Source organism: Antribacter gilvus (assembly GCF_003946865.1).
Classification (GTDB): domain Bacteria; phylum Actinomycetota; class Actinomycetes; order Actinomycetales; family Cellulomonadaceae; genus Antribacter; species Antribacter gilvus.
The window spans coordinates 127362-141838 of record NZ_QXTH01000003.1 but is presented as its reverse complement, the minus strand read 5'-3'; the positions used below and the strand labels follow the sequence as shown (position 1 = coordinate 141838).

The window sequence follows — 14477 nt, the reverse complement described above, 5'->3', positions numbered from 1 at the left end:
GCCCGCCTCTCGTTGACGGCTGTGACGGGCCTTCCCGTCCGGTTCTACTGGGGACCTCCGCCCGACGCCGGTCGCTCGCCTCGCGAGGTCGCGTCGCCCTGGTCTTCGGTCCTGTTCTTCCGGAGACTCACCGGTGATAGCCGGGTCGAAGCCTGTGCGTCCATGGTACCGACCGGCGCAACCCGGTTTCAGCGCAGGGCTCCCGGCTTGCGAGGATGGGGGCGTGTCCCTCACCGCCACCCCCGCCACCACCCTCACCCCGCGCCGCCTCTACCGGGTGCTCGCCGTCGCCGAGACCGTCACGTGGACGCTCCTGATCCTCGGGATGGTGCTCAAGTACCTGGTGCAGGTGGGTGACTGGCCGGTCCAGCTCGCCGGCCCGGTCCACGGCACCGTGTTCGTCGCGTACGCCTTCACGGCGGCCCTCGTCGGGGTCAACCAGCGCTGGGGCGCCGTGCAGACGGCGGCCGCGGTGGCGACCGCCGTCGTCCCGTTCGCCACGATCCCGTTCGACCGCCGCCTCGAGCGCCGTGGCCTGCTCGAGGGCGGCTGGCGCCGGGAGCAGACCGACCACCCCGGCGACGCGACGTGGGTCAGCGCCGCCCTGCGCTTCTTCCTCGCCCACCCGGTGCTGCTCGGCGCCGCGATGGTGGTGGCCGTCATGGTCGTGGTGGGCGTGCTGCTGGTGCTGGGCCCGCCGAGCGAGTGGACCGCGTAGCCCTAACCCTCCTGGTACCGCTTGCTCAGCAGCCGGTAGTACTTGCTCGACAGCGCGTACGTCGTCAGCACCAGGCCGAGCACCGCGGTGATCACGAAGACCAGCGCGATCCCCCGCTCCTGGCCTGTGCCGAACCAGCTGCCGATCCAGCGGGCGCCCGCGCCGTCGGACATGAACGGGATGAAGAAGAACTGCGTCAGCGGGCTGATGAGGAACGCCGTCAGCGGCGACGCCGCCTGCTCCACGCTCTGCGCGAAGCCGAAGACGCGCCCCTGCCGCTCGTAGGGCACCACCTTCTGCAGCACCGTCTGCTCCGAGGCCTCGACGTACGGCATCGCCACCATGTACGCCGCGAGGCCCGCGACGAGCCAGATGACGGAGTCGCGGAGCGGGAACACCACCGTGACGCCCCACAGGATCAGGTTGACCACCAGGATCGTGCGCACCGGGTTGGACCCCAGGCCGGTACGGGCGATCATCAGGCCGCCCACGATCATCAGCGCGCTCAGTCCGCCCCAGACCAGGCCCCACGCCTGCACGGACATCATCGACAGGCCGTACGCGTCCATCAGCGCCATGAACACGCCGCCCAGCAGGTTGTTCACGGCGGCGAAGCCGATGAGCGCCACCATGCCGGGGATGACCCGCACCACCTGGATGGTGCCGCGCAGGTCGACCTTCTTCCCCTTCCCCTCGTCGGCCGCGTGGGACAGCACCTCGGGCACGCGGACCAGCTGCAGGTGCACGATCGCCACCGCGAGGATCCCGACCGCCAGGATCAGCACCCACAGCATCCCGCTCGAGCCCACGAGCAGACCGCTGATCACGGACGTCACCAGGAACGAGATCCCCATGACGGTGCCGACCAGGCCGTTGGCGCGGTCGCGGCGGGTCTCGTCGAACAGCGCGGTCACCACCGTGGGCAGCGCGATGTTCCGGATGTTGCCGGCGATGACCCCCACCATCAGCAGCACCACGAACAGCCACAGGCGGGGGCTCGCGGGGTCCTGCCACTCGCTCGCGGGCGTGGTGAGGTACAGCGCGAAGGACGCCACGTACGCCGTCAGGGACACGGCCGCCGACACCTGCATCACCACCTTCTTGCGGTGGTGGTCCACGAGGCTGCCGAACCAGATGCCCGTCAAGACGGTGCTGAGCAGGAAGATCCCCGAGATGATGCCCGTCGCGAAGACCGACCCGGTCTCCAGGTACACGTAGAACGTGATGGCGAACCAGACGGTGTAGTTGATCACCGACACGAGCAGCACGTTGACGAGGAGCTGGACGAACGTGCGGACCTCGGGGTCGGCGAACCGGAGGCGGGGCGGTTCCGGCGCGGCACCTTCAGTGCCGGCGTCCTCCGGCACGACGGCGGTCGAGGTGAACCGGTCGGCCGGGGTGGGCAGCTCCGGCTGGTCGTGGTCTGACATAGGGGTGGCTCCGTTCGGGGTGGTGCGTCCTGTACCGGGTACGACGACGCGGCCGTCCGGAACTCATCGCCGCCGCGCCGCCGGGCGCCTCCCCACGACGTTAGAACCTCAACAGCGGTCGAGGTCAATCGCCGTCAGGCGATCGTGATCGTCACCGTGTGGTGCCCCGACGCGCCGTCCGGAGCGGGGGGTGCCTCGTGGGCCGTCTGGACGCGGCCGTCGGGGTCGATGGCGCGCACCTGCACCACGTGGTCACCGGCACCGACGTCGTCGAGCGCCACCCACCACTGGCGCCAGGTGTCCGGGCCCACCGTCGCGGCGAGCTCGGCCGGGCGCCACGGCCCGTCGTCGACCCGCACCTCTACCGCGGAGATCCCGATGTGCTGCGCCCAGGCGACGCCCGCCACCACGCCGTCGCGCGCCACGCCGCCCGGGCGCGGCACGTCGATCCGCGACTGCAGCTTCACCGGCCCCAGCGCCGACCAGCCACGCGGGGTCCAGTAGCCCTGGTCGACGGCGAAGCGGGTGACACGCAGCTCGGTGACCCACTTCGTCGCGGACACGTACCCGAACAGCCCGGGCACCACGAGCCGCGCGGGGAAACCGTGGTCCACGGGCAGCGGCTCGCCGTTCATGCCCACCGCCAGGAGCGAGGCCCGGTCCGGGTCCGTGAGCGTCCCGATCGGCGTGCCCGCCGTGAAGCCGTCGACGGACCGGGACAGCACCATGTCGGCACCGGCCTGCGGCCGGGCCCGCGCCAGCAGCTCGCGCACCGGATAACCGAGCCACAGGGCGTTGCCGATGAGGTTCCCGCCGACCTCGTTCGACACGCACGCCAGGGTGACGTGGTGCTCCTCGAGCGGCAGGGCGAGCAGCTCGTCCCAGGTGAGGGTGAAGGGTGCGTCCACGAGGCCCGTCACGGTCAGCGACCACTCCGCCGGGTCCACCTGCGGCACGCGCAGGGCCGTGTCGATCCGGTAGAACTCGGCGTTGGGCGTCACGTAGGGGGCGAGGCCGTCGAGCGCGGCGGGCTCCAGGTCGACGGCTCCGGACGTGGCCGCCGACGCGAGGTCGGCCGTCACCGGGACCGGTGGCGCGGAGGTCGCCGGGACGGGCAGGCGCAGCGTCCCGCGCACGGCGTCCACGGTGCGCGCCGCGATCGACACCGCTCGCGAGGCGCCCAGCGCCACGACCGCCGCCGCGGCCGACAGCCCCGTCACCATGAGGAACCGCCGCCGGTCCAGCGCCGCTCCCGGGCGAGCCGGTGCACCCGGGCGGGGGTCCGGCGTCGTGCCGCTCGTGCCCGACGGCGCCTCGCCCACCCAGTCGCGCAGCCTCGCCGACGCCGCGCGCAGCAGAGCCGCGGCGACCGCCGCCCCCAGGAGGCTCGGGACTGCCCACAGGACCGTGGCCCCGGGGCGCAGCGCCGCGACCACCGCGGCGACGAGACCCACGACCACGACGAGACCAGCGCCGAGGGGCGGGCGACGGAGCTCGAGGACGCCCGCGAGCGCCGCTCCCGCCGCGAGGACGACGCCCATGGTCCCGAGGAGCACCGCCTTGTCGGCGGTGCCGAACCAGGCGATCGCGAGGTCCTTGAGCCAGCCCGGTACGCCGTCGATCACGGCGGCGCCCGCCGCGAACAGGGGGCTGGAGCCCTGCGCCATGACCGCGGCGACGAGCTCGGCGACGGCGAGGCCGGCGCCCGCCGTCACGACGCCTGCGAGGACCGCCCACCAGGGAAGCTGCTTCACTCAGCCAGGGTCCCACTCCGGGACGTCGGCGCCTACGCCGGGGGCGCCCTCGTCAGGTGATCGTCAGACGCCGGTGCGCGCCGTCTTCGTGTTGTGCGCCTGGGCGCGGGGGCGCACCACGACGAGGTCGACGTTGACGTGCGGCGGCTGGGCCAGGGTCCAGGCGATGGTCCCGGCGATGTCCTCGGCGACGAGCGGCTGGTAGCCGTCGTAGACCTTGGACGCGCGCTCCGCGTCGCCGCCGAACCGCACGAGCGAGAACTCCTCGGTCGCGACGGCACCGGGCGCCACCTCGATGACGCGCACGGGCTCGCCCACGATCTCCCAGCGCAGGGTCGTCGACAGCATCCGCTCGGCGTGCTTCGCCGCGGTGTACCCGGCACCGCCCTCGTAGGCGCCGTGCGCCGCCGTGGACGTCACGAAGACGATGTCGCCCTCCGCGGCCCGGACGAGCGGCAGCACCGCCTGGGTCACGCGGAGGGTGCCGAGCACGTTGAGCTCGTACATCTCGCGCCACTCGTCGATGCTGGACGACTCCACCGGGTCGAGCCCGAACGCTCCGCCCGCGTTGTTGACCACGGCGTCGAGGCCGCCGGTCGCGGCGAGGTGCTCGGCGAGGGCGGCGACCTGGGCGGCGTCGGTCACGTCGACCGGGAACGCCTCCGCCCCGGTCTCCTCCGCGAGCGCGTCGAGGCGCTCCTTGCGGCGGGCGGCGGCCACGACGTCCCAGCCGTCGGCGCGCAGCCGGCGTACGGTCGCCGCCCCGATGCCCGACGACGCCCCGGTCACCAGGGCACGCCTCCTCGCCGGTGCGGGGGTCGCCTCAGCGTGCTCGGTGCTGTTGGTCATGGTGGTGCCTCTCGTGCGGTGCGACGTCTGCTCCGGCGAGGTTATCCCGTGACGGCCCTGGTCGGGGGTCTGCCGAACGCTGTATCGTTCTGGGCGGATCGCGAGCCCCTGGATGGCTCGTCGGGGCGGCCTCTGTCTTGGGGCCGCGGGTCCTGCGACGCGAGCTGACGCGTCACATCACCTGAACGCGCCCGCACGGCCACGTGCTGCCGTGGGCGCACCCGATCCCCAGGAGCTCTTCGTGCTTCGTCCTTCGTATCGTTCCGACCACGCGCTCCGTCGCGCCCTCGCCGTCGCGGGGGCCGGTGCGCTCGTCGCCGGCCTGGCCGCCTGCTCGACCGGTGCCGCCGGTGAGACCACCGGGGAGGCGACCGCTCCGGCGTCGGCCACGGGGTATCCCCTGACCGTGGACAGCTGCGGCTTCCAGACCACGTTCGAGAAGGCGCCCGAGCGGGTGGTGACGATCAAGTCGTCCACGACCGAGATGCTGCTCGCGCTCGGGCTGGGTGACCGCATCGTGGCGTCGGCGTTCCTCGACGGGCCGGTGCCCGAGTCGCTCGCCGACGCGGCGGCGGAGGCCCCGGCGGTGGCGGAGCCGCTGTCGGACGAGGCCCCCGGGGCCGAGGCGGTCCTCGAGCTCGAGCCCGACCTCGTCTACGCGGGCTGGGAGTCGAACCTCACGGCCGAGACGGCCGGAGACCGCGAGACGCTCGCGGGCCTGGGCGTGGCCACCTTCGTCTCCCCGGCCGCGTGCAAGGAGCCTGGGTACATGCCCGACCCGCTGTCGTTCGCGGACGTGTTCTCCGAGATCGGCCAGGTGGGCGCCATCTTCGACGCGGCGGACGCTGCCGAGGACCTGATCGCCGAGCAGCGCGCCACGCTCGAGGCCGTCACGCCCGACGAGCGCGGGCTCACCGCCCTCTGGTACTCGTCCGGCACGGACAACCCGTACGTGGGCGCCGGGATCGGTGCGCCGCAGATGATCCTCGACGCGGTGGGCCTGGAGAACGTCGCCGCCGACGTGCACGACACCTGGACCTCCTACTCGTGGGAGAAGGCCGTCGAGGCCGACCCGGACGTCATCGTGCTGGTCGACGCCGCGTGGAACACCGCCGACTCCAAGATCGAGCGGCTCGAGGGCAACCCGGCAACCGCCGAGATGACAGCCGTCCGCGAGGGCCGCTACCTCGTGCTGCCGTTCCCGGCCTCCGAGGCGGGCGTCCGCAACGTCGACGCGGTCGTGGACCTGGCTGCGCAGCTGGAGGCGCTCGGCCTGTGAACAGGACGGGGACGGGGGTGCGGGGCGTCGCGTGGCTGTGCGTGTCGGCGGTGGCGCTGGTCGTGACGGTGCTGGTCTCCGTGACGATCGGCCCGGCCGACCTCGCCGTGTCCGAGGTGTGGCGGTCGATCGCCGGGCACCTCGGGCTGGGCGGGCTGCTGGACCTCGAACCGCTGTCGCGCATCCGCGACGGCATGGTGTGGCAGCTCCGCCTCCCCCGGATCCTCACCGCGGCGGCCGTGGGGGGCGGTCTCGCGGTGTGCGGCGTGGTGATGCAGTCGCTGACCCGCAACCCGCTGGCCGACCCGTACCTCCTGGGGCTCTCCTCCGGCGCGTCGCTCGGGGCGGTCCTCGTGCTGCTCGTCGGCATCCCGCTGCTGCTGCCGGTCGCGGCGTTCGCCGGGGCGGTGCTCGCGCTGGTCGCCGCCCTGGGGCTCGCCGGGTCCCTCGGCGTGATCACGCCCACCCGCACGGTGCTGGCGGGTCTCGCGGTGAGCCAGCTCTGCGCGGCTGCCGTGTCGTTCGTGATCTTCTGGTCGGCAAAGGGGGATGCGTTCCGCGAGGTGCTGTCGTGGCTCATGGGGTCCGTCGCGTCGGCGACCTGGACCTCCGTGGCGATCACCGGGGTGGCCGTGCTGGTGCTGGGGACGGCGCTCTCCCTGTCCGGGTCGGTGCTCGACGCGTTCACCTTCGGCGACACGTCCGCGGCCGCCCTGGGGCTGCCGGTGAACCGGGTGCGATGGGTGCTGCTCGTCGGGGTGGCCCTGCTCACCGGAACGCTCGTGTCGCAGAGCGGGTCCATCGGGTTCGTGGGGCTGATCCTGCCGCACGCCGTGCGGATGCTCACCGGAGCACGGCACCGCCTCCTGCTCCCGTTGTCGGCGCTGCTCGGCGCCTCGTTCCTCGTCTGGGCCGACACGCTGGCCCGCACGGTGTTCGAGCCGCGCGAGCTGCCCGTCGGGATCGTCACGGCCGCCGTGGGCGCGCCGGTGTTCGCGCTGCTGCTGTGGCGAGGGAGAGGGAGGGCATGACGACGACGTCGCACCGGGACATGGCGACCTCGCCCCGGGCTTCAACCCAGGGCCCGCAGGCGGGCGGGCTCGACGCCTCCCGCGTGTCGTGGGCCGTCGACGGCCGCCTCCTCCTCGACGGCGTGGACTGCACCGCTCCGCCCGGGGCCGTCACGGGGCTGCTCGGCCCGAACGGGTCGGGCAAGTCGACGCTCCTGCGGGTCATCGCCGGGGTGCAGCAGGCAGGGGCAGCGGTGTCGGGCGCAGCGCCCGGTCAGGAGGGCGGCGTCCAGTTCGGGGGCGACGACCTGGGGGCGCTGCCGCGCCGTCGTCGGGCGCAGACCCTCGCCCTCGTGGAGCAGGACGCGACGACCGACCTGCCCGTCACCGTGCTCGACGCCGTCCTGCTCGGCCGGATCCCGCACCGCTCGCTCCTCGCGGGCGACTCCGACGCCGACCGGACGGCGGCCTGGGCCGCGCTCCGCACCGCCGGCGCCGACGGGCTGGCGGACCGCGAGGTGGCCACGCTGTCGGGCGGCGAGCGCCAGCGCGTGCACATGGCCCGGGCCCTCGCCCAGGAGCCGCGCCTCCTGCTCCTCGACGAGCCGACCAACCACCTCGACATCGCCGCGCAGCTCCACGCCATGCGGGTGCTGCGCCGGCTCGCCGACGACGGCGTCACCGTCCTCGCCGCGCTGCACGACCTCAACCTCGCGGCCGCGACGTGCGACCACGTGGTGCTGCTGGCGGACGGCCGGGTGTCGGCGGCGGGACCGATCGGCGAGGTGCTGGTCCCCGAGGTGATCGAGCCCGTGTACGGGGTGCGGTGCGACGTGCTGACGCACCCGCGCACGGGACGGCCGGTCCTGGTGTTCGGGGACCCCGGGTGATCGGTAGTTCGTAGCCTGATCGGCAGTTCGAGCTGCCGATCACGCTACGAACTACCGATCACGCGGGGCGGCCTCCGCCCGACGCCGGTGGCGAGCCCGGCCCCGCGGAGCATGATGGGGGGATGGCTGCTCCCGAGGTCGTCGCCCGTGCCGCGAAAGCGTTCAACCCCGTTGCCCTCAAGGCGTCGTCGAAGGCGCCGCCGTTCGCGACGGTGCATCACGTGGGGCGGCGCAGCGGCAAGCAGTACGCCACGCCGGTGGTGGCGTTCGCCGCCCGCGACGAGGCGGCCGACGAGGTGCTGGTCCTGACCCCGCTCCCCTGGGGCCAGGACACGGACTGGGTGCGGAACCTGCGGGCGGCCGGGTCCTTCCGGCTCACGCGCGGTGGCCACGAGTACCAGGTGGACAGGGTCCGCGTGCTCGACGCCGACGAGGCGGGCGCCCTGCTCGCCCCGGCCCCCCGGATGCTCGCCACGGGGCTCGGGATCGGGCAGTTCCTGGCCGGACGGCTGCACCGCGCGCCGATGGTCTGAGCCCCCCGTCAGCCTTCCGTCAGCTCAGCAGTCGGTGTGCCCCGTCGCGCACCACTGGTGCCCGACGTCGACCACGAGCCGGGACCCCGAACCCGGCCCGGCCAGGACGAACGCGCGGAACGGCAGCCTCGCCCGCACGCCGAGCCCGACCGTCGTCACACCCTCGAAGCTGCCGGCCCAGGCGACGTGCCGGAACGTGCTGTATCCCCTGGTGTCGACCAGCGCACCCGAGCCGGTGAAGAACGAGTCGGTCGGGACGACGCCGACCCGCGCGACGACCTCCAGTCGCGCCCCGCCGTTGACCGGTACGACGAATCCGGAGCCGTCGCTGGTGACCTGGGAGACGTAGCGCACCGACCAACCCGTGAGCGGCGCGTTGACGTCCAGCACGAGCCGGTCGAAGCAGGCGTGGCGTCCGGCGCGAACGTCGGTGAGCTGGCCCGCGGACATACCCGGCACGCCGCGGGCGGTCGAGCCCCACACCTGCCCGCAGTACGGATGGGCCGCGGCCGCAGGAGCCGTGAGCACGGCGCCGGCCAGGAGCAGCGAGAGGACGGACATCCAGGTGATGAGTAGACGACGCATGGCGTTCTCCTTAGGACACTTTTGACGATCCTCCCGGGTATGGGGCCCGTCAATGCCCTTCCAGCGCCGTCGGGGGTGAATTCCGGCGCTCGCGGCCGCGGCTCGCTCCTGCCATGCTTCAAGGATGTCGTTTCAGATCACCGGCCTCCCCGAGGCCGACGCCGTGCTCGACGAGCAACCGTTCGCCGTCCTCGCCGCGATGATGCTGGATCAGCAGTACCCGATGGAGCATGCGTTCCGCGGGCCGTGGAAGGTCGTCGAGCGTTTCGGCACCTTCGACCCCGCGGCGATCGCCGACGCCGACCCCGAGGATTTCGTCGCCCTCGCCACCACACCACCGGCGATCCACCGCTACGGCCGCGCCATGGCCGCCCGCCTGCAGGAGCTCGCCCGGGTCGTCGTCGACGAGTACGACGGCGACGCCTCCCGCATCTGGACCGAGGCCACGTCCGGGGCCGACCTCCTGAAGCGCGTCAAGGCGCTGCCCGGCTTCGGCGAGCAGAAGGCGAAGATCTTCGTCGCCCTGGTCGCGAAGCAGCTCGGCGTCCGGCCCGACGGGTGGGAGAAGGTCGCGGGCGACTACGCCCTCGAGGGCTACCGCTCCGTCGCCGACGTGACCAGCCCCGAGACCCTGCAGAAGGTCCGCGACTTCAAGAAGGCGAAGAAGGCAGCGGCCAAGGCCGCGGGCTGACCGAGCCTGAGAACGGCCGCGTAGCCGCCCCCGGGGCTCCGGGGACGGCGACGCGACGTTCAGGACAGCATCCGGCAGGTCAGGCGCTCGCGCGCAGCCACTGCTGGTTGTTGCCGCCGTTGCACGGGTAGATCTTCAGGATCGTGCCGTTGGACGTGGAGAAGCCGGGGACGTCCACGCACTTGCCGCTGCGTCGGTCGACGATCTCGACGTATCCGTTGGTCGTGTTGCGCAGCGTGAACTGCTGGTTGGTGCCGTTGTAGCAGTCGTACTGCTGGACCTCGGCACCGTCCTGGCTCCCCGACACGTCCAGGCACTTGTTCGAGTGCACCGACCGGATCCGCACGTAGCCCGACCCCGCGTCCTCGAACAGCCAGCGCTGCCAGTTCTCGCCGTTCCACGCGTACTGGCCGATCCGGGCGTTGTTGTCCGTGTTGGGGTTCTGGACATCCATCGCGAGACCGCTGTGCCGGTTGGTCACCCGCTCACCGGCCCCCACGCCGCCGCCGGTGTAGCTGGTGTCGAGGATGACGGTCCCGTGCCGGCAGCCTGAGCAGCCGACCTGGGAGATGCCGCTCCAGGAGACCAGGTCGGAGCTCGTGGACGTCCACATGCCGCCGTTGGTGTACCTGTCGATGTACGCGCGGTACGACCCGTCCGCCAGCTGCACGACCGAGGGGCCCTCGTGGTACTGCTGCCAGAGGTTCCCCTGGTTCGTCCAGGTGGTGAAGTTGGTCGAGGTCCACCGCTCGATCCACTTCGACGTCTCGTTCTTCACGAACGCGTGGTACGTGGTCCCACGCTTCACGATGTACGTGTCGATGTGGTTGGCCGGGATCCCGAGCCGCGCCGGACCGCTCCACGAGGAGAGCCCGCTGTTCTGCGCGGTGTACACGTGCGGCGTGAACTGGTGGTCCGAGGTGCCGAGGCTCACGACCACGCGGATGGTGCTGCCCTCCACGTAGAACTCCGGCGCCCAGGTGTAGGCCGTGCCGCTGACCCCGGCCTGGACCGAGGTGACGTGCGTCCAGGTTCGCAGGTCGGTGCTGCGCGCGATGTTGAAGTGGGTCGACTGCGTCGTCCACGACTGCACCGTGTAGGCGATGTAGTAGGTGCTGCCCGACTTGATGATGCTCGGGTCGCGCAGCGCGCCCGAGGGCCCGCGGTAGTTCGTGTCCGCGAGGGTGCTGAAGCTGGTGGCGTTGGAGGAGGTGTAGACCCACAGCTCCTGGTCCGCCGCACCGTCACCCTTGAACGTGGTGTAGATGTACGCCGTCGCGGCCTGGGCCAGGGGCGCGTCGGTGACCTGGACCGCGGTCAGGACGAGCACGATCGCGGCGAAGAGCGCCAGCACGCGGCGCTGTGCGGAGGCCATCAGCTGACCAGCCTGAACGTCGCGTCCTGGCGGGCGGTGTCGGTGCTGATCGGGTCGATCCGCAGCACGTAGTCGGAGTGGCGGATGTACCGGTCGGGGAAGTTGTAGGACCGGTACGACGACCACGAGGAGCTGGCCAGCCCGGCCACCTGGCGGAACGTCGCGTCGGCCCGGAAGGTGGACGACCCGTCGTTCGGCGCGAGCTTGAGCACGTAGTTGTCGTGCCGCAGGTAGTAGCCCGGGTAGTTCACCGACTCGAACGAGACGTAACCCGCGCCGCCGTCGGCCAGACCGGCCACGACGCGGAACTGGCCGTCGAGGGCCGGGCTGACGTTCGGGTCGATCCGCACGGTGAAGTCCGCGTGACGGACGTAGCGGTCCTGGAAGTTGTAGGACTGCAGACGCCGCACCGAGACCGCACCGGGGTTGCTGTTCTCACCGGACGGACCGGCCAGGACCGTCGAGGTCGAGACCGGGACCCCCAGGTTGGGCGTGCCGTCCGGGTTCCACGAGATCCGCTGCGCCCGGCTGGTCCGCGTGGTGCCGCACCCCTGCGAGGCCGAGGAGTTGGCGTGGTAGACGATCCAGTCCTCGGTCCCGTCCGGGGACGTGAAGAACGTGTGGTGGGCCGGCCCGTACACCCCGTTCGCATCGCTGCGCTGGAAGAGGGGGTTGGCCATCTTGGTCCAGTGGCTACGGACCATCGGGTCGGACCCGGTGAGCTCCAGCGCGCCGATCTTGTAGTCGGGGGTCTGGCAGTAGCTCGCCGAGTAGGTGAGGAAGGTGCGGCCACCCCGCTGCAGCACGTACGGACCCTCGTTGACCGGGTTGCCCTGCCGTTCCCACGCGAGCGTCGGCTGGGAGATCAGCGTCCCGTGGGCGGCGACCGTCCACGGGTTCGTCATCCGGGAGATGTACAGGTTCTGGGTGGCTCCCGACTCGAAGCTGCCGTTGTTGGTGAAGGCCGAGAACACGAAGTAGTTCGCACCGCCCACGGTCATGACGCTGCCGTCGATCGCCCAGCCGTCGTTCGGCATGAGGTTGAGCTTGGCCTTGTAGGTGTACGGACCCATCGGGTCCGACCCTGCGCTCTCGAGCACGTGCTGACGCTGGCCACCGCAGCACGAGCTCGGACCGGCCGAGTAGTAGAGGTACCAGCGGCCGTTCAGCAGGTGCAGGCTCGGAGCCCACATGTTCGACGTCGCGTTCGTCTGCGACATCTGGAACACCCTGGTCTCAGCCGCGGTCTTGAGACCCGCCAGCGTGGACGACTTACGGAGGTAGATGCTGCCGGTCCACGTGGTCGCGGCGTAGTAGTAGGAGCCGTTGTGGTAGCCCAGCCACGGGTCAGCGCTGTTGGGCGTGCCGACGATCGGGTTCTGGAAGGTCGTGCCGGGCGCGGCGGTAGCAACCGTGCTCGGCACCGCGAAGGGAAGCAGGACGAGCGCAGCCAGTGCGACCAGGAGCAGCCGCAGAGCACGCCGCCGTTGGCGATGCTGATTCATGTCTTCGTTCTCCTCAGGAGTCGGAGCGTGGGGCGTCAGCCGCGCCGGAACTGCTGCGCGTTGGACGTGTTACACGTGTACATCGACAGCCGGGCACCGTTGGCGGTGTCCCACTCGTAGTTGTCGAGGCACAGTCCGGTGGTCCGGTTGCGCAGGGAGAACCAGCCGTTGCCGCGGTCGATGACCGACCAGTCCTGGTTGGGGTTGCCGTTGCAGTCCCACAGGCCGACGTCCGAGTTGTTGGCCGTGGACCCGTTCAGGTGGTCCAGGCACGTGTTCGCGTGCTTGTTCTTGATCCGGTAGTACCCGCCGGTGTACTGGAACTCCCACTTCTGGACCGCGGCAGTCCCGCAGGTGTAGAGCCGGACGAGGGCTCCGTTCGCCGTGTTCCAGTCGTAGTCGTCGACGCACTTGTCACTGTGCCGGCCCCTGATCCCCGGCTCGCGCGTGCCCGTCGCGACCGGCTGGCCGAAGAACGGGAACCCGTCCGCGTCCCAGTAGAGCTGCTGGACACGGGTGTGCCGGTTGGGGTCGGTCAGAGCATCCGGGTTCGGCGTGGCGTAGTTGCGGGCGTGGAAGACCAGCAGGTCGGTGCCGTCCGAGGCGGTCGTGAAGCTGCCGTGACCTGGGCCGTAGACACCGTTCGCCGTCTGGAAGACCGGCGTGGACTTCTTGGTCCAGGACGACGCCGACAGCAGGTTGGCGGAGGCCGACGCGTACACGTAGCCGAGCTTGTACCGGGAGTCCGTCGCCGAGGCCGAGTAGGCGATGATCACGCGGCCGTTCTTGATGATCGGCGACGGGCCCTCGACGACTCCCGCGACCCCCTCCTTCTCCCAGGCGTGCGTCGGGCGAGCGATCTCGATCCGCGAGCCGGTGTCGATCGCGGTGGGCGAGGTCATCCGTGCCAGGTACATGTGGCTGTTGAAGTCGGTGTCAGGGCTGTCCTGCGCCCATGCGAAGTAGCGGGTGCCGTTGTGGACGAAGGAGGCCGGGTCGAGCTGGAACGACTCCCAGCCGGTGTTGAGCCGCGCGGGGGCCGACCACGTGCCGGTGGTGGGGTTGGCCGAGGTGTTGCGCATCCAGAAGAGCCGCTGGGAGAACCTGTTGCCGCTCGGCGATGCGGAGAAGTACAGATACCACGCGCCGTCGATGTACTGGATGTCCGGCGCCCAGATCCAGCCTGAGAGGTCGCCGCCGGACGGTGCGGTGAAGGCCGTGACCGGGGTGGCCGAGCCGAGGCCACCGATCGTCTGGGACCGCCGCAGCTCGACCCGCTTGTAGTCCGGGACGGAGGCGGTCATGTAGTAGTAGCCGTCGGTGTGCTTGTAGATCGCGGTGTCGGCCCGCTGCTCCACGACCGGGTTCGGCACGTCGACGAAGATGGCCCCGGCAGGGGCCGCGGCGAGCGGCACGGCGATCGCGGCAGCCGCGAGAGCCGCGAGAGCGCCGACGACGCGGCGCCGCCAGGAGGACAGGGGAAGGTTCATGGTTCGCTCCTTTGCGAAGGTGGGGTTGCTCAGTAGGTGAGGCGGAACGTGGCGTCCTGCTTGTCCGTGGTCGACGAGCTGGACGTGATCGGGTCGATGCGCAGCACGTAGCCGGAGTGCCGCAGGTAGCGGTCGGGGAAGTTGTACGAGCGGAACGACGTCCAGGCGCCGTCGGCGAGACCCGCGACCTTCGTGAACGTCGCGTCGGCCGTGAAGGTCGCCGTCCCGTCGTTCCTCACGAGCCGCACCTCGTAGCTGACGTGGCGCAGGTGGCCGCTGCTGCGGGCTGGACGGCCGCGGCCACGGCCACGACGAGGGTGGACACCGCCGTGGCGAGCGCGGCCAGGGCCGCGACGACGCGTGGGGCA

The 14477-nt window shown here is 71.5% G+C and carries 14 protein-coding genes; 6 read left to right on the top strand and 8 right to left on the bottom strand.

From position 1 onward, the window contains the following. The first annotated feature begins 223 nt into the window (after positions 1–223). Positions 224–718 (top strand): DUF3817 domain-containing protein, encoded by a 495-nt coding sequence (locus D1350_RS06435; protein WP_125775088.1) that lies wholly within the window; start codon positions 224–226, stop codon positions 716–718. 2 nt (positions 719–720) lie between these two features. Here the strand turns inward: D1350_RS06435 and D1350_RS06430 are convergent, their stop codons facing one another. From D1350_RS06430 to D1350_RS06420, 3 genes are all read right to left on the bottom strand, one after another. Beyond that, complete coding sequence (locus tag D1350_RS06430) at positions 721–2148, bottom strand: MFS transporter (RefSeq protein WP_125775086.1); 1428 nt, start codon at positions 2146–2148, stop codon at positions 721–723. 134 nt (positions 2149–2282) lie between these two features. Further along, positions 2283–3902, bottom strand: a complete 1620-nt coding sequence (locus D1350_RS06425; protein WP_240643920.1) for a molybdopterin-dependent oxidoreductase — start codon at positions 3900–3902, stop codon at positions 2283–2285. Positions 3903–3965: 63 nt separating this feature from the next. Further along, the gene (locus tag D1350_RS06420; protein WP_125775084.1) at positions 3966–4751 is read right to left on the bottom strand and encodes an SDR family oxidoreductase; all 786 of its coding nucleotides are present in this window, start codon (positions 4749–4751) and stop codon (positions 3966–3968) included. A 241-nt stretch (positions 4752–4992) separates the two neighbouring features. Between D1350_RS06420 and D1350_RS06415 the strand changes: the two genes are divergently transcribed. The 4 genes from D1350_RS06415 (at position 4993) to D1350_RS06400 (ending at position 8463) form a co-directional block, all read left to right on the top strand. After that, positions 4993–6030 (top strand): putative F420-0 ABC transporter substrate-binding protein, encoded by a 1038-nt coding sequence (locus tag D1350_RS06415; protein ID WP_420807800.1) that lies wholly within the window; start codon positions 4993–4995, stop codon positions 6028–6030. Further along, the gene (locus D1350_RS06410; protein WP_206074443.1) at positions 6027–7061 is read left to right on the top strand and encodes a putative F420-0 ABC transporter permease subunit; all 1035 of its coding nucleotides are present in this window, start codon (positions 6027–6029) and stop codon (positions 7059–7061) included. The genes D1350_RS06415 and D1350_RS06410 overlap by 4 nt, the downstream gene beginning before the upstream one ends. After that, the gene (locus D1350_RS06405) at positions 7058–7930 is read left to right on the top strand and encodes an ABC transporter ATP-binding protein (RefSeq protein ID WP_338068143.1); all 873 of its coding nucleotides are present in this window, start codon (positions 7058–7060) and stop codon (positions 7928–7930) included. Before D1350_RS06410 ends, D1350_RS06405 begins: the two co-directional genes overlap by 4 nt. 122 nt (positions 7931–8052) lie before the next feature. Then, positions 8053–8463: a nitroreductase family deazaflavin-dependent oxidoreductase gene (locus tag D1350_RS06400; RefSeq protein ID WP_125775082.1), complete on the top strand. Its 411-nt coding sequence runs from the start codon at positions 8053–8055 to the stop codon at positions 8461–8463. A 24-nt stretch (positions 8464–8487) separates the two neighbouring features. Here the strand turns inward: D1350_RS06400 and D1350_RS06395 are convergent, their stop codons facing one another. Continuing rightward, positions 8488–9048: an AMIN-like domain-containing (lipo)protein gene (locus D1350_RS06395; RefSeq protein ID WP_125775080.1), complete on the bottom strand. Its 561-nt coding sequence runs from the start codon at positions 9046–9048 to the stop codon at positions 8488–8490. Positions 9049–9172: 124 nt separating this feature from the next. On the opposite strand from D1350_RS06395, the gene D1350_RS06390 reads away from it, so the two are divergent. Next, the gene (locus D1350_RS06390; protein ID WP_125775078.1) at positions 9173–9739 is read left to right on the top strand and encodes an HhH-GPD-type base excision DNA repair protein; all 567 of its coding nucleotides are present in this window, start codon (positions 9173–9175) and stop codon (positions 9737–9739) included. Between the two features lie 79 nt (positions 9740–9818). On the opposite strand, the gene D1350_RS06385 is transcribed toward D1350_RS06390, so the two are convergent. From D1350_RS06385 to D1350_RS06370, 4 genes are read right to left on the bottom strand one after another with little or no spacing between them, the layout of a single operon-like run. Beyond that, positions 9819–11114: an RICIN domain-containing protein gene (locus D1350_RS06385; RefSeq protein ID WP_164545052.1), complete on the bottom strand. Its 1296-nt coding sequence runs from the start codon at positions 11112–11114 to the stop codon at positions 9819–9821. Beyond that, on the bottom strand, positions 11114–12619 hold the full coding sequence (locus tag D1350_RS06380; RefSeq protein ID WP_164545051.1) for a family 43 glycosylhydrolase: 1506 nt from the start codon (positions 12617–12619) through the stop codon (positions 11114–11116). Before D1350_RS06380 ends, D1350_RS06385 begins: the two co-directional genes overlap by 1 nt. A 35-nt stretch (positions 12620–12654) precedes the next feature. Continuing rightward, on the bottom strand, positions 12655–14109 hold the full coding sequence (locus D1350_RS06375) for a family 43 glycosylhydrolase (protein ID WP_125775076.1): 1455 nt from the start codon (positions 14107–14109) through the stop codon (positions 12655–12657). 29 nt (positions 14110–14138) lie between these two features. Beyond that, a complete protein-coding gene (locus tag D1350_RS06370) occupies positions 14139–14378 on the bottom strand; it encodes an AbfB domain-containing protein (protein WP_125775074.1) in 240 nt (79 codons plus the stop codon). Between the last annotated feature and the right edge of the window lie 99 nt (positions 14379–14477).